Here is a 23,638-nt window from a genome sequence, read left to right as displayed (position 1 = left end):
GTTTTTCGTCGTATACTTAAATCAGGCAAAAAAGCGAAAGCTGGAGGCGCATACTATGAGAAGGAAATCATTCTCGATCGTATTTATGAAAAACACGTTTAAAATTGGACACCTCGTTGAAGACAACTGTCAGTCTCAGCATGCACCGAAAGCATCTCATCCTCAAAATAAGGCCGAACAACTGGCTGCCCGTGATACCTACCGTTTCCGGACTGCTGTGTCAAAAATGAAAGGTCATGGCCTTGTTAAGCATTACGAACTTCAAAGCAAACGTGCAAAGCTGGTTTTTTACGGCGACTATTCTACCTACAAACGAAACGTACCTCATATTGCGTTTACACGCGAACATTTTCAACACTACTTTGGAACAGAAGATTTAATCTGTGAATTTCTCCTTGATACTTCTATTTATTTATTTAAAGAACTCCATTTTTTAGAAGAGATCCAACTGGATATTCCGAGTCATGGCAAGATGTATACCGTCGAACTGACACGACAGGAACTGGATGATTACATGAAATGTGATCTGGCCGAAATGAAAGATGGTCATCACCATAGATTCTTCTACATCTACCGAGACGAAGAGCTGGATCTATTTACGAACCAATTTGTGAAAGTAAAACGATTAAGACGAAAGAAATTATAAAGTGATTAAAAACTGGCGCCCACACGTCTTAGGAATGGGTACCAGTTTTTTTGATGTGCAAAGGGAGTGGGGGATAGCGAGTATGTGGTTTAGGGGCTAGTGACACACATCGAAATTTGTCGAGGATTGTAGACTCGTGGATAAACAGCCAAAACTTCTGGATTCAGCACCAAAACTCGTGGATAAATAGCCAAAACTCGTGGATTCAACACCAAAACTCGTGGATAAACAGCCAAAACTTCTGGATTAAGCACCAAAACTTCTGGATTGATAGGTCCTTATGTGCCATGCCACCTTGTTTTGGCTGCTAACAAGCTCCAATACTAGAAGTCTTTCGAAAAATTTCTATTCCTTTTGTCGAAAAATGTATTTATAATAAAAATGTTCCTTTTTTAATTTTTAAAAAATTGAAAGCGTTTTTACAACAAGAAAAGGCAGGAGGAAAACTGAATATGGATTATGGCGTTATTTTTTCAATTAGTGTGTACATGATCGGGATGGTGCTGATCGGGCTTTATGCGTATCGAAAGACCGACAACCTTACAGATTACATGCTTGGCGGAAGAAATCTTGGACCAGCTGTTACTGCACTAAGTGCGGGTGCATCAGATATGAGCGGATGGCTGTTGATGGGTCTTCCAGGTGCAATGTACGTATCTGGTTTGAGTGCGGGATGGATCGTGATTGGACTGTGCGCAGGAGCATATTTGAACTGGCTTTTTGTGGCACCGCGTCTACGTACGTATACAGAAGTAGCAAACAACTCGATTACGATTCCAGATTATTTTGAGAACCGATTCAAAGATACTTCACGTATTCTGCGTATTACGTCTGCATTAGTTATCGTGATTTTCTTTACGTTCTATTCATCATCAGGAATGGTTGCTGGCGGACAATTGTTCGAGACAGCGTTTGGTCTGAATTACATGTGGGGAATCTTGCTTACAGCTGGAGTAGTTATTATTTATACATTATTCGGCGGTTTCTTAGCGGTAAGTTATACAGATTTCGTACAGGGTGCGATCATGTTTGTAGCGTTGATCCTTGTACCATTCGTTGCCATTCTAAAAGTTGGCGGATGGGATGCGTCGTTTAACGAGATCGAAAGCATCAGCCCGACTTTGCTTGATGCCTTTACGGGGACAAGCTTGATAGGGATCATCTCTTTGCTCGCATGGGGATTAGGATACTTTGGCCAGCCACATATTATCGTTCGTTTTATGGCGATCTCGTCTGTAAAAGAGATGAAGAGCGCAAGACGAATTGGAATGGGATGGATGGTTTTCTCGATCGTTGGAGCAATGTTCACAGGTCTTGTTGGGATTGCTTACTTCAACCAAGCAGGTGCTCCACTAGGGGAAGCAAAAGCAGAAACAGTATTTATCTTATTATCTGAGGTACTGTTCCACCCGATTATTACGGGCTTCTTGCTTGCTGCAATCTTAGCAGCAGTAATGAGTACGATCTCATCTCAGTTACTCGTAACATCTAGTGCTTTGACTGAAGACTTTTATAAAGCGTTCGTAAAACGTTCTGCATCAGATAAGGAACTCGTGTTAGTAGGGCGTTTAGCTGTATTGGCTGTAGCTGTCATTGCATTTGTTATGGCTCTAAATCCGAGTGAAACGATCCTGAACCTTGTAGGCTATGCATGGGCTGGGTTTGGTGCAGCATTCGGTCCAGTCGTCTTGCTGAGTCTGTATTGGAAGCGAATGACGAAATGGTCTGCCTTTGCTGGTATCGTTGTAGGAGCTGTTACTGTTATCGTTTGGGAGCTCATTCCGGCTATGGCTGATGTATATGAGATCATTCCAGGATTCATCGCATGTACACTAACGATCGTAGTAGTTAGCTTGATGACAAAAGCACCAAGTGCAAGCATTCAAGAAGAGTTTGAAGAAACGAAAAGATTAGTAAGTTAATAATGAGGATATGGACTGACCAAATAGCGGATTTAATTGCTGATTTGGTCAGTTTTTTCTTAGAATAAAGTTACTGAAAGAGGAGGACGTAGAATGGAATTCATGATTCTTGAAGGAATGCCAGAAGAGGATCTATTGAAGCGAATCCTTCAGCTAAATGAAGTAATCTTTGGTGCATCAAATGACGATCTCCTTTTTAATATGAAATTGAAGAACAAACTAACGATCTTTACAGCAAATCATCATTTAAAGGTAGTTGGCTATAAAATGGGTTATGAAATCGATCATAATACTTATTATAGCTGGCTTGGGGGAGTCGATCCCGTTTATAGGAGGCAAGGAGTAGCTTCGAAGTTAATGAAACAACAGCATGAGTATCTGAAAATGAAAGGGTATTCTGTTGTTCGAACCAAAACGATGAATAAGTGGCGCCACATGCTGCTGTTAAACATTAAAAATGGTTTTGATGTGATGGAAACGTATACGAATAAAAATGGGTTACATAAAATTGTACTCGAAAAAAAGTTATGTGATTAAACAATTGTTTAAGGCTGTCACCCAGAGTAGCTGCGCCTGCATATGATGGTATAAGCGGGGTGACGGACATGAGTATTAAAGATAGAATGAAGCTTTGGTTCTTAGGGTCGCTTTATCCAGAGAAATCAATACGACTGATCAACAGCAGGGAGCAGTTTAAGAACGACTTAAACAAAGGCTATCCAGTAATCTTTACGTTAAGAGATGTTTACGGATTAATTTTATTTGATAAAGAAGAGCAACTCGGAACGCTTTATACTAAAGATGTGTTCGGTATAACAGAAGACTATAGAAGCTATTATTCAATGCATGAGCTGCTCACGTTCTATAGTGAGCATGTTAGTGAAGGAATTTCATTCTATACAGAGAATAGTTAAAGAATCATATTCTGTAGAGCACCTCATTTTTTTGAGGTGTTGTTTTTTACATCCTAAGAAAGTGAGTCATCATTATATGCCTATTATCATACACCGAGAATTTGTACAGGCTTCTGCAGAAACCTGCTTTGATCTCGCACGAAACGTAGATATACATACTGAAACAACTTCTCATACAGGAGAAAGAGCGGTGGGAGGAGTAACGTCAGGCTATATGGAAAAAGGAGATCATGTGACGTGGGAGGCTGTTCATCTTGGCGTGAAACAAAGATTAACTGCAAAAATTATTGAGATGGAAAGACCTCATATGTTCGTAGATGTAATGGTAAAGGGTGCTTTCCATTCATTCGTGCATACTCACACCTTTGAACCGAAGGGGAACGGGACCGTTATGGTGGATCATTTTCATTACACGTCTCCGTTTGGCGTGATTGGAAGATTAGCAGACTGGTTGTTCCTAGAAAAGTACATGACGAATTTTTTAGTAGGACGAGCGAGAGCGCTAAAAGAAATCGCAGAAAATACGTACAACACATAAAGAGAGAAAGCAGTGATCAGTGATGAAGATAGGAATGGTACGTCATTTCAAGGTCAAACGAGGTTATCCGACTGAAAAATGGATCACACCCTCTGAATTTGATCAGTGGCTTAAAGAATACGAAGAGTCTGATGTAGAAGAAACTGACGTTGATCTAGGCGGAATCAACTGGAATACTTGCTATTCGAGTACCGTTCGACGTGCAGAATATACTGCAGGAAAGATATATAGTGGTGACTTCATTAGAACGGATGATCTTCGTGAGATCCCCGTCTATCCGTTTTTTAAGAGAGATATTAAGATTCCAATGATTCTATATCCTCTTTGCATTCGAACAGCATGGTTCTTTAACCACAAATCACAGCTTGAGCGTAGAACGGATGTAGAAATGCGTGTTTCAAAGATCGTTGACCGTATATTAGAAGAAAACAAAGAAAATGCACTAATTGTTAGTCATGGTGGACTTATGATGTTTATGAGAAAAGAACTGATTCGTAGAGGGTTTAAAGGACCTAGATTAGGCAGACCGGAAAATGCGAAGCTGTATTTGTTTGAAAAGAGGTAGGTGAGTCTGAGTCTGTCGAGGTGTGTCGAAAATCGGATAAATAATTTTATCCGTGAAATTATGGATGCTATCCCTGAATATAATGGGCATTACCGTGAATATAAAAGAGATTACCGTGAAATTGTACACTTTCAAGCTTATGTATAGAAAGAAAACTGGCTGATACCCCACACGAAAAGGGCATGTAGCCAGTTTTCTTTCGTAAAACCTTCATTTATTGAGCGTTCTTATAAAATTCTTCCATCATCTCGTAGCTCATCGGGCCGATATGTTTTTGCTCGATGATTCCCTTTTTATTAATAATAAAAGTGGTCGGAATCGTCACCGTTTTGTACGTGTTTCCGACTTTACCGTCTGGATCTAATAAAACGGGAAAGTTCAGTTTGTATGATTGAGCAAACTTTTTAACTTCCTTTTCAGAATCGCTGTCTGTTAAGTTTACAGCTAAGATTTCTACTTTCTTAGAGGAGTGGTCTCTATAGAAACGTACCATTTCCGGCATTTCTGCACGACAAGGCGGACACCATGTGGCCCAAAGGTTTACAAATACGACCTTTCCTTTTAGATCTGAAAGTTTTACGGTTTCGCCTTCAATTGTTTTTAATTCAAAATCCGGTGCACGGTCACCTTTTTTGATTCCGTAGGATACCGCTTCTACTGCTTCACCGTTCGTTTTTTGTTCACCGAGCGGGGAATTCGTTAGAACGGAAAAGAAAAGGGCTGTGACTAACATAGACAGAACGGTTTTTCGTATCTCAAACGAACCCTTCGTATATAAGTAAAGCGACAAGATCGAAAAGAACAAGGAGATCAAGCCGTCCGCGAAGAGGGTGCTTGAAGCAAAATGTGCACCATAATAAGCAGCAAAAAATAGAGTTAACCCTAATATTCCGATATAAAATACCCGAGTTCTATCTAGCTCACGTTTACTCGCAGTCCTTAGAATGTAAAGGATTGAAAAGATGATCCCGAGAACGATGCCTGTTTCTCCTCCATTAAAGTACAAGACGCTTAATGGATGTTCAACGATCAATAGGGGATGTAGAACAGCATAACTGAACTTCCAAACTAATAGAAAAATTCCTACCGCATTACTCAATACGTCTAACAGCTGCTTTTTATCAGGTTCTTTTCTTACTTTCACATACAATATGCCATACGCGATTAACGCTGATCCTATAATCGCAAGCCAAACCATCTTTATTGGAGTAGATCCAATCGTTAAATAATCCTCCATCGTTACACCCACCTTAAACTTGTCCTCTATTCTAAACTTTATCAAAGTTTTGCTATTTTTATTCCAAATTTGCTTGTTTCATAAAAAAAACCAGTGAAGGGTTCCTCCCTGCACTGGTCCTATACTACATTTCTTTTTTACATACTTCTTTTGGCTTTTAAATTTTTTTACTTCTTTGACTAGTAGATTGTAATGGAAGGTGCGTGCCTACCACTTGAAAAACATCTCGTAAGGCATGCGACGAGGAAGCTTACTCCGGTAGTCTTAACTTTTAGACGCAGGAGCAAAAATCCTCTAGTGTCGAGCAGTCCAAGAAGTTAATGTGGCTAACCAACTGCCCCGCGAAAAGCGAGCAACCTAGAATTGAAATCAACTACTTTCATAAGCAATACTGAATTCGAAACATGCACTTATAAAAGATAAAACCCAACTCCCATGATCAGGTAGGCAGCAAGAAGGGTAAGCCCTTCAAACCAGTTCGTATCGCCATCACTTGTTAACGAGATCGTTAAGAATACGGCGAGGACCATTGCTACAAGTTCAGGAAGTGTAAAGACGAGTGCCATCGATTTTTCAAAAAATAAAGAAACCAACACGAGTAGTGGTGCGACAAACATCGCAATCTGAAGGGTTGAACCAATTGCGATCTCTACGGCAACATTCATCTTATTCTTGTAAGCCATGATGATCGCTGAAGCATGCTCAGCCGCGTTACCGACGATTGCAACTATGATGATTCCGATAAACACTTCACTCCAGCCTAGCGTTCTGCCTACTTCTTCAAACGTATGCACGAGTTTTTCAGAAACATAAGCAACCGCAAGAGTAGCTAGAGCGAGGACGATAAGCGCTCTCCACTTACTCCATTCTGCTTTTTCATCACTATGAGCAACATCGTGTTCCGATTGATAGACACCGCGGTGAGTAACGAGCTTAAACAGAAGTGCAGCAATATAAAGAATAATCATGATAACAGATACCCAAACACTTAACGTGAGTGAATCGGCGTCGTTCAGTTTATAAGAAAAGACCTCAGGGAAAACAAAAGCGACTACTACAGCGAAAATCAACAGACCCGCGTTATGACGTGCATCATAAACGTTAAATTTTTGTTGTTTAAACTTTAATCCGCCTATAAAAAATGATAAACCTCCAACTAGTAAAAGATTTCCGAGTACAGAACCAGTCAAAGACGCTAATACTACACTTATCAAACCTGCTTTTAATGCAAATATTGAAATGATGAGCTCGACCGCATTACCGAAAGTGGCGTTGAGCAACCCGCCGATCCTCGGTCCGGCAATGATGGCTAAGCTTTCAGTGGCGCGTCCCATGTAACCGGCTAGTGCGATAATCGTCGCACAATAGATCACAAAAAGTAGGACAGCTGGCCAGTGCATGATGCTGCCGATAACGGATAGCGGTACGCCAATTATGATGGCAATAAAAAAGATGCGATTAAACAAGACGCATTCCATCCCTTCTTATGTATTTATTTTTACATACTATTCCCTGAAATCTGTTTTCTTAACTCTTGTTAAGTTAACAAGGTTTTTGTGTGAATTGGTTGACAGTTTCGACAAGGACGTGTAGACTAACTACTAAATCTTTATCATGGTAGTATATTAGCGAACTAAAGTGTTTTGGTGGAATTTTTGTTTTTCACTAAGCTCTTATTCCATAGAACATTTCTATTCATTTCATAAATAAAGGATGAAGGATCATGTCAAAACCGTTTGTCTTTGAAAAACCAGCAGGTATGCGCGATACACTTCCTGCCTTTTATCAAAAAAATGAAGATATAAAAAATAGAATCAAACAAGAGATGGAGTCTTGGGGATATCAGTTCATTCAAACTCCTACTTTGGAATATCACGATACAGTCGGTGAAGCATCTGCAATACTAGATCAACAATTGTTTAAGCTTCTTGATATGGAAGGCAAAACATTGGTACTGCGACCAGATATGACAGCTCCGATCGCGAGGGTCGTATCATCAAGTATGAAGCACGTTGCTTATCCGCTTCGCCTCGCATACAGTTCTCCTGTTTTTAGAGCTCAACAGCGAGAAGGCGGAAGGCCAGCCGAATTCGAACAAGTTGGTATCGAATTGATCGGTGAAGGAACGGCAAGTGCTGAAGCAGAAGCGCTCGCTCTAATGTCTGAAGTGTTCAAAAAGAGTGGAATTGCTGCATTTACTGTAGCTGTTGGACATATTGGATTTGTGCAAGAACTACTTTCCGATATTTTAGGAAATGATGACCGAGCGGCTGATCTGTTGCGTTATCTTAATGAAAAAAATTATGTAGGCTACACTTCCCATGTGAAGAAGCTTCCTCTATCTTCAATCGATACACAGCGATTATTAAAATTGCTGGACTTAAGAGGCGGAATTGAAGTGCTTGATGAAGCATCTTCATTAAACCCGAATAGAAGAGGACAGCAAACTTTACAAGAATTAAAAGACTTATACAATCTATTAGAAGATTACGATGCGGCACAAAACATTGTCTTTGATTTTACACTGTTCAGTCACATGAGTTATTACACCGGAATCGTGTTTGAGGGATACGCTGCTGGAATCGGCGCACCGATCGCGAGCGGTGGACGTTATGATGACTTGCTCAGCCGATTTGACCGAAAAGCACCAGCTATTGGTTTTGCGATTCGAATGGACTATTTTGTAGAAGCGCTTGGAAACAAAAGGAATGAGACAAAGAGACATTGCATTCTATACACGGACGAGCGGAGAAAAGAAGCGCTCAAGTTGGCGAAAGGTAAGCGTAGTGAAGGTAAGCATGTTGTGATGCAGAATCTTTCTGGAGTCAAAAATGTAGATGAATTCAGCAAACGTTTTGATGATGTGCAATATTTAATCGGAACACAGCAAGGAGAGGACTTTTCATGAGTACGGTGTTAACGATGGCAATGCCAAAAGGGCGAATATTTGAAGAAGCAGTCGATCTTCTCAGACAAGCTGGATATCCGCTTCCTCCCGAGTTTGATGAATCTAGAAAATTAATTATCGATGCGCCTGAAGCGGGTCTTCGTTTTATTCTGGCAAAACCGATGGATGTCCCGACCTATGTGGAACATGGTGTAGCTGACATCGGAATCGCAGGAAAAGATGTGATGCTTGAAGAAGAGCGTGACGTATATGAGGTGCTCGACCTGAAAATCTCAGAATGCTATCTGGCAGTTGCTGGACTTCCGAACGGACATGACCAAAAAGTTGCGCCAAAGATCGCTTCAAAGTATCCGAATGTTGCATCTCATTATTTTAGAGAACAGGGCCAGCAAGTTGAAGTGATCAAATTAAACGGATCGATCGAGCTCGCACCATTAATTGGATTAGCAGATCGAATCGTTGATATCGTTTCGACAGGGCGAACGTTAAAAGAAAACGGTCTTGTGGAACTGGAGAAAATAGCTGAAATTACGTCGAGATTGATCGTGAATCCCGCGAGCTACAGACTTCATGCTGCGCGCATCAACGATCTTGTTGAGCGACTTCGAACACTTGTAGAGAGCAAGGAGGAAGTTCAATGAAAATACAACCTGTAACTGAACTAAAGAGCCTTGTAAGAAGTGTTGAACAAAACACGGAAAAACAAAGAAAAGCAGTTCTCGATATTTTGCAAAATGTAAAAATAAAGGGTGATAGAGCTCTTTTTGAATATACGGAAACATTTGATGGTGTATCTCTTTCATCTCTTGAAGTAACGAAGAAAGAAATAGATGAAGCGATCTCTTCCCTTGATCCTAAAATGGTGGAAATTATTTCAGAAGCAGCAGACAACATTCGTGAATATCACGAAAAGCAACGACGACAGTCATGGTTTTTTACCCGTGAAGATGGAACACTTTTAGGTCAAAAAGTAACACCTCTTGATTCAGTCGGTGTTTACGTACCAGGGGGAACAGCTGCTTATCCGTCATCTGTGTTGATGGGCGTCATACCTGCCGTTGTTGCGGGCGTAGAGGAAATCGTACTCGTCTCACCACCAGGGAAAGACGGAAAACTACCATCTGCTGTGTTGGCTGCAGCTTCTATCTCCGGCGTTAAACGTATGTTTAAAATCGGTGGTGCACAGGCGATCGGAGCGCTGGCATATGGAACGGAATCGGTTCCGAAAACGGATAAAATCGTTGGTCCGGGTAACATATTCGTTGCGCTAGCAAAACGCGAAGTTTTTGGTGTATGTGACATTGATATGATCGCAGGTCCGAGCGAAATTGCTGTTCTTGCGGATGAAACAGCAAACGCTCGTTACATTGCAGCTGACCTTTTATCACAAGCCGAACACGATCCTCGATCTGCTGCTGTATTGGTTACAACTTCAAAAGCGTTAGCAGAAGAAGTTGCTACGGAAGTAGAGTCACAATTATCTGAACTTCCGAGAAGAGATATTGCCATGCAAGCAATTCAAGATCATGGAATCATCTATATCGTGAATTCGCTTGAAGAAGGTGCAGAAGTGATCAACGAGATTGCTCCTGAACATCTTGAGATCATGACGAAAGATACGATGAGCCTTCTCGGAAAAATAAAACACGCTGGTGCCATTTTTCTTGGAGAATATAGCTCAGAGCCTGTTGGGGATTATTTTGCAGGAAGTAATCATGTTCTTCCGACAAGTGGAACTGCGCGTTTTTCAAGTCCGCTTAACGTAGACGATTTTACAAAAAAGTCGAGCGTGATTCGATACAGTGAACAAGCACTAAAAGAAAATGGAGAGAAAATATCAGCTTTTGCTCGCCTAGAAGGACTTGAAGCACACGCGAGAGCAATAGATGTTCGACTGGAGGACAAGTAGATGGAAAATCAAGTGCGACAACATACGATTGAAAGAAATACAAAAGAGACACAGATCAGCTTATCTCTAAATATTGATGGTGAAGGACAAGCAGATATTCAAACGCCTGTTCCATTCTTAAACCACATGTTAGACGCGATCGCACGTCACGGACATTTTGATCTAACGGTAAACGCTGCAGGAGATGTGGAAATCGATGACCATCACACAACAGAAGATATTGGAATCTGCCTTGGCCAAGCCATTCAAGGAGCATTAGGTGAAAAGCGAGGGATCAAGCGATACGGTAATGCATTTGTACCGATGGATGAAACACTCGCACAAGTAGTGATCGATCTATCCAATCGTCCGCACCTTGAATTTCGTGCAGAATTTCCAAGTCAAAAAGTAGGAACGTTTGATACCGAACTTGTTCATGAATTTTTCTGGAAGCTCGCATTAGAAGCGAGAATGAACCTTCACGTGATCGTTCATTATGGCACGAACACACACCATATCATCGAAGCTATTTTTAAAGCTTTTACAAAAGCATTAGATGAAGCCACACAGATCGACCCTCGTGTAAAAGGAGTGCCTTCTACGAAAGGAATGTTATAAAATGATCGGAATTATTGACTACGGAATGGGCAACCTGCACTCTGTCTGTTCGGCTTTAAAAAGAATCAATCAGCCTTACATTCTTTCCGGAAAACCAGAGGAACTTCAGAAAACAGATGGCCTTTTGCTACCGGGAGTTGGTTCTTTTAAAGATGCGATGACCGAGCTCGAGAAAACGGGTCTCGCTGATTTTATAAAAAATGAGGCGGCGGCTGGGAAACCTTTGATGGGCATCTGTCTAGGCATGCAGCTCCTTTTTGAAGAAAGCAGTGAGAACGGCTTAACGAAAGGACTTGGATTACTACCAGGGAGAGTAGAGCGTTTTACAGGCACTACGAGTGACGGACGTTCATATAAAGTACCACACATGGGGTGGAACGATCTAAACTTTTTACAGAGTGATCAGTCGCTAGTAAAAGGTATAGACGAAGGGTATGTTTATTTCGTTCATTCCTTTGTTGTACAGACTGAAAATAGAGAGGTACTGGCTGCGGTCGCTCACTACGAAGACGTGGAAGTTCCAGCTGTAGTTGGAAGCGGAAGAATAATGGGGACGCAATTTCATCCTGAAAAAAGTTCGGAGACTGGCATGAGCATGCTGAAAAACTTTTGCCGTTTCGTTGAGGAGGGAAAACAAAGATGAATGCATTTGTATTATATCCGGCGATCGACATGCGTAATGGAAAATGCGTAAGGTTGATGCAAGGTGATTATGACCAAGAAACGATCTATGGAGATTCTCCTTTTGATATGGCAAAACAGTTTGCAGAACAAGGGGCACAGTGGATTCACATGGTAGACCTTGATGGTGCGAAGGACGGAAAGAAAATCAATCACGAGCATGTATTGCGTGTTGCGAAAGAACTGTCTGTAAAAGTTCAAATAGGTGGAGGAATCCGCTCGATGGAAGACGTTTCGTTTTATTTAGACAGAGGGGTAGACCGAGTGATTTTAGGCAGTGCTGCGGTTTCGAATCCAGAGTTTGTTAGAGAAGCATTACAGCAATACGGTGGTTCAAAAGTGGCGATCGGACTTGATGCTCGTGATGGATTTGTAGCTACAGAAGGATGGCTCGAAACGTCCCACATCAAAGCTGTTGATCTAGCGAAAAGGTTAGTAGAAGAAGGTGCAGAAACGTTTATTTTCACTGACATCTCAAAAGACGGTATGTTAATGGGACCAAATGTTGAAGCGATCGGAGAATTGGCGAGCATCACTGGAAAAGAAGTGATAGCTTCAGGTGGTGTAAGCTCAGTCGATGATCTCGTTTCTTTAAAAGCAGATGAACGTAAGATCGCTGGTGCGATTATAGGTAAAGCTCTTTATACAAATCGATTCTCGTTGCCTGAAGCGTTGGGAAGTGTGAAATAATGCTTACGAAAAGAATCATTCCATGTCTAGATGTTAAGGAAGGAAGAGTTGTTAAAGGAATTCAGTTTCTTAATTTAGTCGATGCTGGTGACCCTGTTGAGCTAGCACGATTTTATGATGAAGAAGGAGCAGACGAGCTCGTTTTTCTCGATATCTCTGCTAGTCATGAAGGACGGGACACGATGGTTGAAGTCGTTGAACGAGTTGCAGCAGAGCTCGCGATACCGTTTACAGTCGGTGGTGGTATCAATAAACTTCAAGATATGAAACGTGTGCTGCGTGCAGGAGCTGACAAAGTCTCTGTGAATACTGCAGCGGTATTACGACCAGAACTGATTACTGAAGGATCGGATTATTTTGGCGCTCAATGTATCGTAGTTGCGATTGATGCAAAGTATGACGAAGCGTTAAAATCATGGCGAGTATACACACATGGAGGTCGCAAACCCACTCAATGGGAAGTCACTGAATGGGCGCGAGAAGCAGTAAATAGGGGTGCTGGAGAAATTCTGTTAACCAGCATGGATAAAGATGGAGAAAAGTCTGGTTTTAATCTAGAGCTGACGAAAGCAGTGAGTGAAGCTGTAACTGTTCCTGTTATCGCGTCAGGCGGAGCAGGGTCCTCCGAGCATTTTAATGATGCGTTCACGATCGGAAAAGCAGATGCTGCGCTTGCTGCAAGTATTTTTCATTATAAAGAAACATCGATTACAGAGGTAAAAGCAGATTTACGAAAGTTAGGGGTGTCTGTTCGATGAATTTAGAAAAACTGAAATTTGATGAAAAAGGACTGATTCCTGCCGTAGTCCAGGATATTCAATCAAAAGAGGTACTAACGGTCGCGTTTATGAACCGAGAATCTTTGGAAAAAACAATCGAAATTGGCGAAACGGTATTCTTTTCAAGGTCACGTCAAGAATTGTGGCACAAAGGTGAAACTTCCGGAAATACACAAAAGGTTAGAAGTATCCGCTATGATTGTGATCAAGATGCTGTGGTTGTGCTTGTAGAGCCTAAAGGTCCTGCTTGTCACACGGGCACATATAGCTGCTTTTCAGAAACGCTTTATGAGGTTGATGAGAGAGTAGATGCGCCAAATCCTGATCGTTATAGAATTCTGACGGAACTGCAAGAGATTATCGCAAAACGAGAACATGAGATGCCTGAAGGTGCTTACACAACCTATCTTTTTGAACATGGAGTCGATAAGATTCTGAAGAAAGTTGGAGAAGAAGCAGGGGAAGTAATCATCGCAGCTAAAAATCGTGATGCAGAAGAACTGAAATGGGAAGTTTCTGATCTTTTCTATCATGTTTTGGTTCTGTTACAGGAGCAAAAAGTGCCTTTAGACGAAATTTTGGCCACATTAAAGGAAAGACATACGAAAAAGGACAACTGAAGCTAGCAGCTCGGTTGTTTTTTTGTGATTTTCTTTCGTTTGAGGGGATTTATAATCGATTCCAGGGATTTATGATCGATTCCAGAGATTTATGATCGATCCCAGAGATTTATGATCGATCCCAGGGATTTATGATCGATTGCAAAGATTTATGATCGATCCCAGGGATTTATGATCGATTCCAGGGATTTATGATCGATTCCAGAGATTTATGATCGATTCCAGAAATTCTATATCAATTAACGAGTTTACGAATCAGAAGCTATGATGATCTCTTCACAATAAAGAATTCAGAACTTTTTCCAAGGACATACAAACTTCGGACTCCTTGCTCTCATACATGTTGTCACGCATCCAACATTTTTTGTCGAAAGTTTCCTGCACATTATTTACAGTCTAAGGGGTGTTAGTCTTTTTAGCCTGTGTTATAATTTTTTGGTTGAAAACTTTGTAAACGGAACGATATAGAAGTATATATGTTTACATAAGTAGATGGAGGAACCAAATATGCATAAACAAAAACGGGCCAGTGCAGCTAGCGGCCGTGTTCTTCCCTTCATCCAAGATGGGGATTACTTTTTTGAAAAAGGAATAAAAGCCTATAACAGGCGTGATCTATATACAGCAAAAAAAATGTTTGAGCGGGCCGTTACCTTCCAGCCGGAAGAGCCCTCTTTTTTATGTCAGCTTGCCTCAACGCTCGCTGAGATCGGAGAATATGAAGAATCCAATAAGTACTTGCTTAATGCATTAGAGCAGTCTGGTTCTGATCTTTCAGAATGTCATTTTTTCCTTGCGAATAACTTTGCGCATCTAGGTATGTATAGTGACGCTGAAGAACATGCTCGTTTATATATGGCGATTGATCCAGACGGCGAATTTGTGGATGATACGCAAGAATTGTTAGATCTAATCTCACTCGAAACAGGAAGTAAGTCTTCTAGCTTGCCACTTTCGACGGAAGAAGAGCTGATCAAGCTTCATGATGAAGCAAGGCAATCGATCGAAAGAGGAGATCTACCACTAGCGCAGCAACAATTAAGAGAAATCATTACGAATCATCCTAAGTTTTGGGCGGCTTATAACAACTTAGCACTCACTCACTTTTATAAGAGTGAATTTGATGAAGCGATGGATGTTCTTCAAGATGTGTTGGAAAAGAATCCTGGTAACTTAAACGCGCTATGCAATCTTGCAATTTTTCTGTTTCATCTAGGGATGGACGAACCAGGTGGCAAGCTGGTTGAGCGGTTAAAAACGGTGCACCCGATGCACCCTGAGCATCGTTACAAATTAGGGAATACTTTCGGGTTATTAGAGGAACATTTATATGCAAACAAGTGGCTTCAATCTCTTAGAAAATCGTCATTTGTCTATGATCCGGTAACCACACATATGCTTGCTGTGTCGTACTATGCGCTTGGACAAAAAGACCTTTCCATAAGAACTTGGAAAAAGGTAATCGATTTGGATCCGGAAGGCCATGTTGCTCCTTTTTATCTAGAAAAAGTGCAAAATGGCGAGTTGAAGGTAACAGGCGGGGACTACCAATATCGCATTCCGACTAACAATCAGAATAAGCCGAAAAAAGATCGTCAAGTGAAAGCGATGGAGCATATTCAGCAGGTGCGTAAAGGACTGGAAAAAAAACAAAATTACGCATTTAATTCTTTTAAGAGGGAATAAAAATGAAGAGGCTTATGCAACGCTTCGTGATTTTTGTCTTAGAAAAGAAGAGTCGTTATTTGTAAAAGAGATCGCAGCAACAATCATGCTGGAACATCAGCCTGAAAAAGCTGTAGATCTTGCACATGATGATGCTCGTGTGGAAGTGAGCACACCATCTGGAATCATTAGTATGGCGCTAGATGTTCTTCTTTCTATAAAAGAAATGGGTTCTGTGCTTGATGAGCATGTATTGTTTTATTGGGCAGAAGCTATTAAGTTTGCGGAAACAACAGGCGAACGAATCTTTGATAACCAAAAGGCAGTTGCTGCTGCAATCGATCACTTAGCTCGTAAGCAAAAAGGACGTTCTACCCAAAAGAGTGTTGCTGAGCAGTATGAGATCACAGTTTCTGTATTGTCGTTACGCATAAAAAAACTGATTGGTTGGGTAAATCGCAACGTTTGAGCAGAATGATGGACTTTACTCCTATGTGGGAATAGGATAGAGATATAGTAAATAAGAATTTCCTTATATAAGGAGTGGGCATTAATGACTGAAGAAAGAATTTATGATGTAGCTATTCTTGGTGCAGGACCAGCTGGTATGACTGCAGCGGTTTATACATCACGCGCGAACTTGGATACGATCATGATCGAACGAGGTATCCCGGGCGGACAGATGGCTAATACGGAAGATGTAGAAAACTATCCTGGTTTTGATCACATTCTTGGACCAGAACTATCAAACAAAATGTTTGAGCACGCAAAAAAGTTCGGTGCTGAATACGCTTATGGCGATGTAAAAGAAATCATCGATGGTGAAGAGTACAAAACAATCCATGCAGGCAGCAAAACGTACAAAGCGCGTTCGATCATCATCTCAACGGGTGCTGAGTATAAGAAGCTAGGCATTCCAGGAGAAAAAGAATTCTCTGGGCGTGGTGTTTCATATTGTGCTGTTTGTGATGGTGCATTCTTTAAGAACCGTGAATTAGTCGTTGTCGGCGGTGGTGATTCTGCCGTTGAAGAAGGTGTGTACCTGACTCGATTCGCTTCTAAAGTAACAATCGTTCATAGACGTGACAAACTTCGTGCACAAAAGATTCTTCAACAGCGTGCGTTCGATAATGATAAGATTGATTTTATCTGGAACCACTCTGTTAAAGAGGTTCACGGTGAAAACAACAAAGTGAACAAGGTGACGTTAGTTCATTCTGAAACCGGAGAAGAACAAGACTTCTCAGCAGAAGGTGTGTTCATCTATATCGGGATGCTGCCACTTAACGCTGCCTTTAAAGATCTTGGCATCACGAACGAAAATGGCTATGTAGAAACGAACGAACAGATGGAGACAAGAATTCCTGGTATCTTTGCAGCAGGAGATATTCGTGAAAAAACTCTTCGTCAAATCGTTACGGCTACAGGTGATGGAAGTATTGCGGCACAAGCTGCTCAGCATTACGTGGAGAGTTTAACGGAGAAATTAAAAAACGTAACTTCCAATTAATGTGATTGTAACAGTGATGAAATAATTGTGGGGTATTATAAAAATAAGAAATTGACCCCCTTTTTATAAAGGCAAGACTTTGGCACGAAGCTATGCTTCGTGTCCTTTTTTATGAGTTAATTTATGCGAAGAAGTGGTTGATTTCCGCTCAAGGTGTTTCGCTTTCCGCGGGGCAGGCGGTGAGCCACATTTGTTCGTTTCACTCTTAAATGTCTCACCTGCCCGCCTGTCCCGCAGGAGTCTCACACCTTGCGCTCCAATCAACTTTGCCAAAGAAGAGGTATTGCCTTAAAGCTAGCTTTTAGTTTAAAGATCTCGTTTTAAACAAGCAATCATAGTGAACGGAGTATTTTGCTCAAAAGCTTCTCAGTTAAATGTCACAAAGGTATTACCCGTATTGAAATAATTCCTTTAATTTAATAGGTTCCTTTTTCACATAATAAGAAAAGCAAAATACCATAAATTAGAATGCTAAAATACGTCAAACCCTTGAGGCCTCTGTATTGTGAGGGGTTACATAATTTAGTATACTAAAAAGTAGGACATAGCCCTGAGGTGAAAACAAGTGCAAAGAGTAACAAACTGTGTGTTAATAAGAGATAATCAAGTGCTTTTACTTCAAAAGCCTAGACGGGGCTGGTGGGTAGCACCGGGCGGAAAGATGGAGTCTACCGAATCAATCCGTGATTCTGTTATTCGAGAGTACCGTGAAGAAACGGGAATCTATCTGAAAAATCCGCAGCTTAAAGGTGTCTTTAATTTTATTATCAAAGAAGGCGACAAAATCGTTTCAGAGTGGATGATGTTTACCTTTTTTGCAACAGAATCAGAAGGTGTGGCATTAGACGAATGTGAAGAAGGAATCCTTTCGTGGAAGCCGGTTGAAGTAGTACGTGAACTTCCGATGGCGCCAGGAGACCATCATATTCTTGACTATATGACGAATGGCAGCAACATGATATTTGGCACGTTTACGTATACACCTGATTTTGAACTGCTTTCTTATCGTTTAGACCCAGCATAAGTGGAGATGGGTCGCATAAAAATGGAACATAGCTAACTGGGGGGAAATGGCATGGAAAGACATGATGTACAAATGGTGATTATTACAGGAATGTCAGGGGCCGGAAAGACGGTGGCCATGCAGAGCTTTGAAGATTTAGGCTTTTTCTGTGTAGATAATCTACCACCTGCACTACTCCCTAAATTTGTAGAATTAATGCAAGAATCTGCTGGCAAGCTGAACAAGGTGGCACTTGTTATGGACCTTCGTGGCCGTGAGTTTTTTGATCAGTTGTTTTCGACACTCGATCAACTTGCTCTCTCATCAGACGTTCAGCCGCAGATTTTATATTTAGACTGTAAGGATGCAACACTTGTACGCAGATACAAAGAAACGCGCCGCTCTCATCCTTTGGCTAAGAGTGGAAACCCGCTTCAAGGCATTACGCAAGAGCGTGAGATGCTTGAAGAATTAAAAGGAAGAGCTCAGCAAGTATTAGATACTTCTGACTTAAAGCCCCTTCAGTTACGTGAACGTATCATTCAGCGCTTTTCAGCAAATGCCGCTCACCCGTTCACGATTAACGTGATGTCATTCGGTTTTAAGTATGGGATGCCGATCGACGCTGATTTAGTGTTCGATGTTCGCTTCCTACCGAATCCACATTACATCGAACATATGAGACCGCGAACAGGGCTTGAAGCAGATATTTCAGAGTATGTATTAAAGTGGCCGGAAACGAACATGTTTTTAGAAAAGCTGCTCGATCTTCTTCAGTTCATGATTCCTCAATATAAAAGAGAAGGCAAGAGTCAGCTGATCATCGGGATCGGATGTACAGGCGGAAAACATCGTTCTGTAGCTCTAGCTGAATACATCGGAAATGCACTTTCCAAAGAATATGTGACATTCAGCTCTCACAGAGATATGGGAAAGGATAAAGTTTAAATGAATAAGCAGCCGAAAGTGGTAGTGCTTGGCGGAGGAACAGGTCTTTCTGTTCTTCTCCGCGGTTTAAAGCGCTATCCAGTTGATATCACTGCTATCGTTACGGTTGCAGATGACGGCGGTAGCTCTGGAAGGTTGAGGAGGGATTATGATATGCCTCCTCCAGGGGATGTGAGAAACGTGATCGCCGCCCTTTCTGAAGTGGAACCGCTTGTAGAAAAAATGTTTCAGCATAGGTTTAAAGTTGGAGACGGAATTACAGGTCATTCGCTTGGAAACTTGCTTCTTGCTGCCATGCATGATATTACTGGAGATTTTTTAACAGGAATTCGGGAACTTAGCCGCGTCTTAAACGTAAGAGGACAAGTACTACCTGCAGCGAAAAACAGCATTATTTTATGTGCCGAGTTAGAAGATGGGACGATTGTTCAGGGGGAATCTAAGATCCCGCTGTCGAATAAGAAAATCAAGCGAGTCTTTTTATCTGATGAAAAGATCGAGCCTCTTCGTGAAAGTGTGAAAGCGATTCAAGAAGCGGATTTGATCGTGATCGGACCAGGTAGTTTGTATACGAGTATCTTGCCGAATCTTCTTGTGAACGGAATCTCTACAAGCATCCGTGAGGCAACGGCTCCTAGAGTTTATGTGTGTAATGTTATGACTCAACCTGGTGAGACTACGGGTTACACGGCTGGTGATCACATTCAGGCGTTGATTGATCATGTGGGCCACAACTTTATCGATGTTGTCATCGCGAACAATGAAAAGATTCCTTCAGAATACTTGGATTTGTACTTAGAAGAAGGTGCTTCGCAAGTTACCTTTGATGAGGAACGGTTAAAGTCGTTCGGCATCGGTTTGTTGTGCGACAACATCATTCAGTACGGAACGCTTGTGAGACATGATGCACAGCGTGTTTCTGACTTGTTGTTAGGACTTATTGAAAAATAGAATACGGATTGAAATGGATAGAAGAGAGGTGGTGATGCAGGTGTCTTTTGCTGCAGATACAAAAAAAGAATTAACGCAGCTCGAACTGAAGGATTGCTGTAAAAAAGCAGAGTTAGCTGCCTTAATTCGAATGAATGGTTCCATCTCTTTCAGCAACAGAAAATTGATTCTCGATATCCCGACTGAAAATGCTGCTATTGCAAGAAGAATCTATACGTTGATCAAACGTGTATATCCTTATCACGTAGAGCTATTAGTACGAAAAAAGATGCGCTTGAAAAAGAATAATGTCTACATTGTACGTGTTTCAGAAGAATCAAGAGCATTGTTGGAAGATTTGAAGATTATTGACGGAGCTTTTACGTTTACCCGTAACATTGCAGAGGAATTTAATAAGAAGAGCTGCTGCCGCCGTGCATACATGAGAGGGGCGTTCTTAGCAGGTGGGTCTGTAAACCACCCAGAGACAAGCTATCATCTAGAGATATTCTCTATGTATGAAGAGCATACGGTTGCATTAGCTGAACTGATGAACAAATTTGAACTTAAAGCAAAAGTTCTAGAACGAAAAAAAGGTTATATTATCTATTTAAAAGATGGCGAAAAGATTTCAGAGTTCCTGACACTAATCGGCGCTCATCACGCGGTATTATTTTTTGAAGATATTAGAATCTTAAAAGATATGCGCAACTCAGTGAACCGACTTGTAAACTGTGAGACAGCGAACCTCAACAAAACAGTAGGCGCTGCTATGAGACAGGTCGAGAACATTAAATTTATTGACGAACAGGTAGGACTTGAAACACTTCCAGATAAGCTACGCGAAATTGCGCAACTGAGAGTCACACATCAAGAAATTACCCTCAAAGAGCTTGGCGAGATGGTATCATCCGGCCCTGTTAGTAAATCAGGTGTTAACCACCGATTACGTAAAATTGATGAAATCGCGACGAAGATTAGGAACGGTCAACCCATCCATTGATGTTTTTATAGAGAGATAAGGTTAGAGGAGGTAAGGTAGAATGGTTGAAAAGAAAGTAACCGTGCAGTTGAAGAGCGGACTGCAAGCTCGCCCAGCGGCATTGTTCGTCCAAGAAGCAAACCGTTATACATCAGATGTATTCGTTGAAAAGGAAGGCAAGAAAGTAAATGCAAAGAGCATTATGGGGATCATGAGTTTAGCCGTAGGATCTGGCAGTGAATTAGTACTAGCTGTCAATGGCCCTGATGAGAACGAAGCAATCGAAGCCCTAACTGCTTTTGTTTCCAAAGCAGAATAATGGGGGTCAGACCCCACACAATTACAAAACCGCTAATCTGTCCATGTGGAAAGGACGAATTAGCGGTTTTTTAAATTTTACAGGGTTGGCCAACATCGTTCTCTCTATATACTATTAAAGAGGAAAAGGGAGGCGATTATTTTGCATCATACAAGTTTCATGCATGACTGGTCGTTTGCCGCTGGATTAACGATTGTAAATATCCTTCTGACCCTTTATCTTATTAAACCTCGAAGAAGTACAGCGCGTTTAATCTTTTGGGTTTTGATGTTGATCTTTATTTTTCTATATCCTTTGGCATTGGCAGGATTTTCGCTGTTAAGTCCAGCAAGTTCAGGGCTGTTTCTGGGGCTCGCCTTTATGATTACAATCATATTCAGCCTAATCTTATTTTTTAGCGTTTGCTGGGTATGGGTGATACGGCATTCGTTTTATCGATAAATAACGCTATAGAAACTACATCAAATAGCTCACTTCAAAACAGATCTCTCTCCTTAATTGACAGTTGACAGAAAAGAGCTAACCCTATATATTAATCACTAATCAGGAGAATAGTAAGAGTTGAGATGAGTGGAGAAAAGAGAGCATAGTTTGAGCTGAGTTGAGAGTATTTTAATCCTCCGATTAAACCTCTTTCTTAGTTTATTTATGATGCAAACATCAGCCTCCGCTGTAACAAGCGAGAGGTTTTTTTATTTTTTGAAAGAGGTGAAATGAACATGTTTATACCAAATATAGAGGAAGTCTTTTCTCTATCAAAAGAAAACTTTAATGTGATACCGATCGGTTTTACTTACCTATCCGACCATGAAACATGCATCTCTCAGTTTGAGAGAGTACGTCATGAAGAACATGCTTTTTTGCTTGAAAGTGTTGAAGGGGGAGAGCGTTGGGCGAGGTATTCGTATATTGGCAGGAAGCCTTTTCTGGTAGTATCTTCATCAGGGAAGACCGTAGACATCACGTTTATAAATGAAAAGCAAAGTATACAAAAGCAAGGTTCTCCGTTAGATATCGTGAAAGAGTATGTTTCACGATACAAATCTCCTAAACACTCTTCTCTTCCTCCGTTCACAGGAGGTGCTGTTGGTTTTTTCGGCTATGATCTGATTCATACGTTTGAAAATGTGCCAAGACCAAAATCTCCATCTGAACAAGAAAACGAAATGGAATTTTTGTTCACAGATGAGGTTATCGTATTCGACCATCTTAAGCAAAAAACAACGATTGTGTGCAATCTGCACGTTTCTCCCGATGATAGCGAAAAAACCTTACACCAAAAATATGAACAAGTGTGCAACAGAATTCGTAAAACGTATGACGAGCTGCAGCAGCCGACAAAAATGAAAGCTGTTCAGACTGAATTTCCTTTAACGGAAATGAGAAAAAATGAGGTTCGTTCTTCACATACAAAAGAAGAATTTTGCTCGATGGTGAAGCAAGCGAAGGAATATATTAAAACTGGTGATGTTTTTCAGGTTGTTTTATCACAGCGATTCGAGCAAGAAACCGAAGCGGATCCGTTCGATGTGTATCGACTCCTACGCTCGATGAATCCTTCACCATATATGTATTTTTACAAATCTAAGGATGCCTATATCGTTGGTGCGTCTCCTGAGCTTCTTGTAAAAGTGGATGATGGATGTGTGGAGAACCGACCGATCGCGGGCACCCGTCCAAGAGGAAAGACGCTTCAAGAGGATATAGCTTTTGAAGAAGACTTACTTGCTGATGAAAAAGAAAGAGCAGAGCATGTCATGCTTGTTGATCTAGGAAGAAACGATGTAGGAAGAGTCAGTGAATACGGAACTGTTGAACTAGATTCATATATGGAGATCGAGCGTTATTCACATGTTATGCATATGGTGTCACACGTGAAAGGAAAGTTGCAGAAAGATAAGGATTTCTTCGATGCGCTTCGCTCCTGCATGCCGGCTGGAACCGTGTCAGGCGCGCCAAAGGTCAGAGCCATGCAAATCATATCTGAACTAGAGCAACAATCACGAGGCGTTTACGGTGGAGCCATCGGGTACTTAGGATTTAACGGCCAGATGGATTCTTGCATTGCGATTCGAACCATCGTATTTCAGGATGGAAAAGCCTATGTGCAAGCAGGTGCTGGAGTCGTTGCGGATTCTGTTCCTGAGCGAGAATACGAGGAAACGGTCAACAAAGCAAAAGCTATGTTGAAAGCAATCGAGGGGGGGACAGACCCCAGACAAATACAAACTCCCGTTTTGTCTATTCGGTGAAGACACTCACGACATGAGTAATC

General features: G+C 41.3%; 26 protein-coding genes. 24 read left to right on the top strand and 2 right to left on the bottom strand.

What is annotated here, in order from left to right; all coding sequences use genetic code 11:
- The first annotated feature begins 55 nt into the window (after positions 1 to 55).
- From P4V41_RS02315 to P4V41_RS02290, 6 genes are all read left to right on the top strand, one after another.
- A complete protein-coding gene (locus tag P4V41_RS02315) occupies positions 56 to 646 on the top strand; it encodes a hypothetical protein (protein ID WP_066397668.1) in 591 nt (196 codons plus the stop codon).
- Positions 647 to 1,098: 452 nt separating this feature from the next.
- The gene (putP, locus tag P4V41_RS02310) at positions 1,099 to 2,568 is read left to right on the top strand and encodes a sodium/proline symporter PutP (protein ID WP_328083231.1); all 1,470 of its coding nucleotides are present in this window, start codon (positions 1,099 to 1,101) and stop codon (positions 2,566 to 2,568) included.
- 93 nt (positions 2,569 to 2,661) lie between these two features.
- Positions 2,662 to 3,105 (top strand): GNAT family N-acetyltransferase, encoded by a 444-nt coding sequence (locus tag P4V41_RS02305; protein WP_328083230.1) that lies wholly within the window; start codon positions 2,662 to 2,664, stop codon positions 3,103 to 3,105.
- Between the two features lie 68 nt (positions 3,106 to 3,173).
- Positions 3,174 to 3,482: a hypothetical protein gene (locus tag P4V41_RS02300; RefSeq protein WP_328083229.1), complete on the top strand. Its 309-nt coding sequence runs from the start codon at positions 3,174 to 3,176 to the stop codon at positions 3,480 to 3,482.
- A gap of 76 nt (positions 3,483 to 3,558) precedes the next feature.
- Positions 3,559 to 4,020 (top strand): SRPBCC family protein, encoded by a 462-nt coding sequence (locus tag P4V41_RS02295; protein WP_328083228.1) that lies wholly within the window; start codon positions 3,559 to 3,561, stop codon positions 4,018 to 4,020.
- Between the two features lie 22 nt (positions 4,021 to 4,042).
- Positions 4,043 to 4,585 (top strand): histidine phosphatase family protein, encoded by a 543-nt coding sequence (locus P4V41_RS02290; RefSeq protein ID WP_328083227.1) that lies wholly within the window; start codon positions 4,043 to 4,045, stop codon positions 4,583 to 4,585.
- 214 nt (positions 4,586 to 4,799) lie between these two features.
- Here P4V41_RS02290 and P4V41_RS02285 read toward each other — a convergent pair whose 3' ends face one another.
- Entirely contained in the window at positions 4,800 to 5,822 is a 1,023-nt protein-coding gene (locus tag P4V41_RS02285) for a TlpA disulfide reductase family protein (protein WP_328083226.1), read from the bottom strand.
- Between the two features lie 410 nt (positions 5,823 to 6,232).
- Complete coding sequence (cax, locus tag P4V41_RS02280) at positions 6,233 to 7,288, bottom strand: calcium/proton exchanger (protein ID WP_328083225.1); 1,056 nt, start codon at positions 7,286 to 7,288, stop codon at positions 6,233 to 6,235.
- A 257-nt stretch (positions 7,289 to 7,545) separates the two neighbouring features.
- Here cax and P4V41_RS02275 point away from each other — a divergent pair, with 257 nt between their 5' ends.
- The 18 genes from P4V41_RS02275 (at position 7,546) to trpE (ending at position 23,615) form a co-directional block, all read left to right on the top strand.
- Positions 7,546 to 8,730: an ATP phosphoribosyltransferase regulatory subunit gene (locus P4V41_RS02275; protein WP_328083224.1), complete on the top strand. Its 1,185-nt coding sequence runs from the start codon at positions 7,546 to 7,548 to the stop codon at positions 8,728 to 8,730.
- Positions 8,727 to 9,371, top strand: coding sequence for an ATP phosphoribosyltransferase (gene hisG, locus P4V41_RS02270; protein ID WP_198768262.1), 645 nt, complete (start codon positions 8,727 to 8,729; stop codon positions 9,369 to 9,371). Before P4V41_RS02275 ends, hisG begins: the two co-directional genes overlap by 4 nt.
- Positions 9,368 to 10,639 (top strand): histidinol dehydrogenase, encoded by a 1,272-nt coding sequence (gene hisD, locus P4V41_RS02265; protein ID WP_328083223.1) that lies wholly within the window; start codon positions 9,368 to 9,370, stop codon positions 10,637 to 10,639. The genes hisG and hisD overlap by 4 nt, the downstream gene beginning before the upstream one ends.
- Positions 10,640 to 11,236 carry an imidazoleglycerol-phosphate dehydratase HisB gene (hisB, locus tag P4V41_RS02260; RefSeq protein WP_328083222.1) on the top strand — a complete coding sequence of 199 codons (597 nt, stop codon included), beginning with the start codon at positions 10,640 to 10,642 and terminating at the stop codon, positions 11,234 to 11,236.
- A gap of 1 nt (position 11,237) precedes the next feature.
- On the top strand, positions 11,238 to 11,879 hold the full coding sequence (gene hisH, locus P4V41_RS02255; protein ID WP_328083221.1) for an imidazole glycerol phosphate synthase subunit HisH: 642 nt from the start codon (positions 11,238 to 11,240) through the stop codon (positions 11,877 to 11,879).
- Positions 11,876 to 12,607 (top strand): 1-(5-phosphoribosyl)-5-[(5-phosphoribosylamino)methylideneamino]imidazole-4-carboxamide isomerase, encoded by a 732-nt coding sequence (gene hisA, locus P4V41_RS02250; protein WP_328083220.1) that lies wholly within the window; start codon positions 11,876 to 11,878, stop codon positions 12,605 to 12,607. Before hisH ends, hisA begins: the two co-directional genes overlap by 4 nt.
- Entirely contained in the window at positions 12,607 to 13,365 is a 759-nt protein-coding gene (gene hisF, locus P4V41_RS02245; protein WP_328083219.1) for an imidazole glycerol phosphate synthase subunit HisF, read from the top strand. Before hisA ends, hisF begins: the two co-directional genes overlap by 1 nt.
- Complete coding sequence (gene hisIE / locus P4V41_RS02240; RefSeq protein WP_328083218.1) at positions 13,362 to 14,006, top strand: bifunctional phosphoribosyl-AMP cyclohydrolase/phosphoribosyl-ATP diphosphatase HisIE; 645 nt, start codon at positions 13,362 to 13,364, stop codon at positions 14,004 to 14,006. Before hisF ends, hisIE begins: the two co-directional genes overlap by 4 nt.
- 507 nt (positions 14,007 to 14,513) lie before the next feature.
- Entirely contained in the window at positions 14,514 to 15,692 is a 1,179-nt protein-coding gene (locus P4V41_RS02235) for a tetratricopeptide repeat protein (protein WP_328083217.1), read from the top strand.
- Between the two features lie 85 nt (positions 15,693 to 15,777).
- Complete coding sequence (locus P4V41_RS02230) at positions 15,778 to 16,140, top strand: hypothetical protein (protein ID WP_328083216.1); 363 nt, start codon at positions 15,778 to 15,780, stop codon at positions 16,138 to 16,140.
- A gap of 84 nt (positions 16,141 to 16,224) precedes the next feature.
- Positions 16,225 to 17,181 (top strand): thioredoxin-disulfide reductase, encoded by a 957-nt coding sequence (gene trxB, locus P4V41_RS02225; RefSeq protein WP_328083215.1) that lies wholly within the window; start codon positions 16,225 to 16,227, stop codon positions 17,179 to 17,181.
- A 565-nt stretch (positions 17,182 to 17,746) separates the two neighbouring features.
- Positions 17,747 to 18,205, top strand: a complete 459-nt coding sequence (locus tag P4V41_RS02220; RefSeq protein WP_328083214.1) for an 8-oxo-dGTP diphosphatase — start codon at positions 17,747 to 17,749, stop codon at positions 18,203 to 18,205.
- Positions 18,206 to 18,256: 51 nt separating this feature from the next.
- Positions 18,257 to 19,132: an RNase adapter RapZ gene (gene rapZ, locus P4V41_RS02215; protein ID WP_197129333.1), complete on the top strand. Its 876-nt coding sequence runs from the start codon at positions 18,257 to 18,259 to the stop codon at positions 19,130 to 19,132.
- Positions 19,133 to 20,083: a YvcK family protein gene (locus tag P4V41_RS02210; protein WP_328083213.1), complete on the top strand. Its 951-nt coding sequence runs from the start codon at positions 19,133 to 19,135 to the stop codon at positions 20,081 to 20,083.
- Positions 20,084 to 20,123: 40 nt separating this feature from the next.
- Positions 20,124 to 21,065, top strand: a complete 942-nt coding sequence (gene whiA / locus P4V41_RS02205; protein ID WP_191752265.1) for a DNA-binding protein WhiA — start codon at positions 20,124 to 20,126, stop codon at positions 21,063 to 21,065.
- A gap of 40 nt (positions 21,066 to 21,105) precedes the next feature.
- Entirely contained in the window at positions 21,106 to 21,363 is a 258-nt protein-coding gene (locus P4V41_RS02200) for an HPr family phosphocarrier protein (protein ID WP_328083212.1), read from the top strand.
- A gap of 141 nt (positions 21,364 to 21,504) precedes the next feature.
- Entirely contained in the window at positions 21,505 to 21,804 is a 300-nt protein-coding gene (locus tag P4V41_RS02195) for a hypothetical protein (protein WP_328083211.1), read from the top strand.
- A 278-nt stretch (positions 21,805 to 22,082) separates the two neighbouring features.
- Positions 22,083 to 23,615 carry an anthranilate synthase component I gene (trpE, locus tag P4V41_RS02190; protein WP_328083210.1) on the top strand — a complete coding sequence of 511 codons (1,533 nt, stop codon included), beginning with the start codon at positions 22,083 to 22,085 and terminating at the stop codon, positions 23,613 to 23,615.
- Positions 23,616 to 23,638: the final 23 nt, after the last annotated feature.

The sequence above is a fragment of the Fictibacillus nanhaiensis genome, from assembly GCF_036213205.1.
In the GTDB taxonomy this organism is placed as follows: domain Bacteria; phylum Bacillota; class Bacilli; order Bacillales; family Fictibacillaceae; genus Fictibacillus; species Fictibacillus nanhaiensis_E.
The sequence above is the reverse complement of the archived record's forward strand: the minus strand, read 5'-3'. Positions and strand labels throughout refer to the sequence as shown.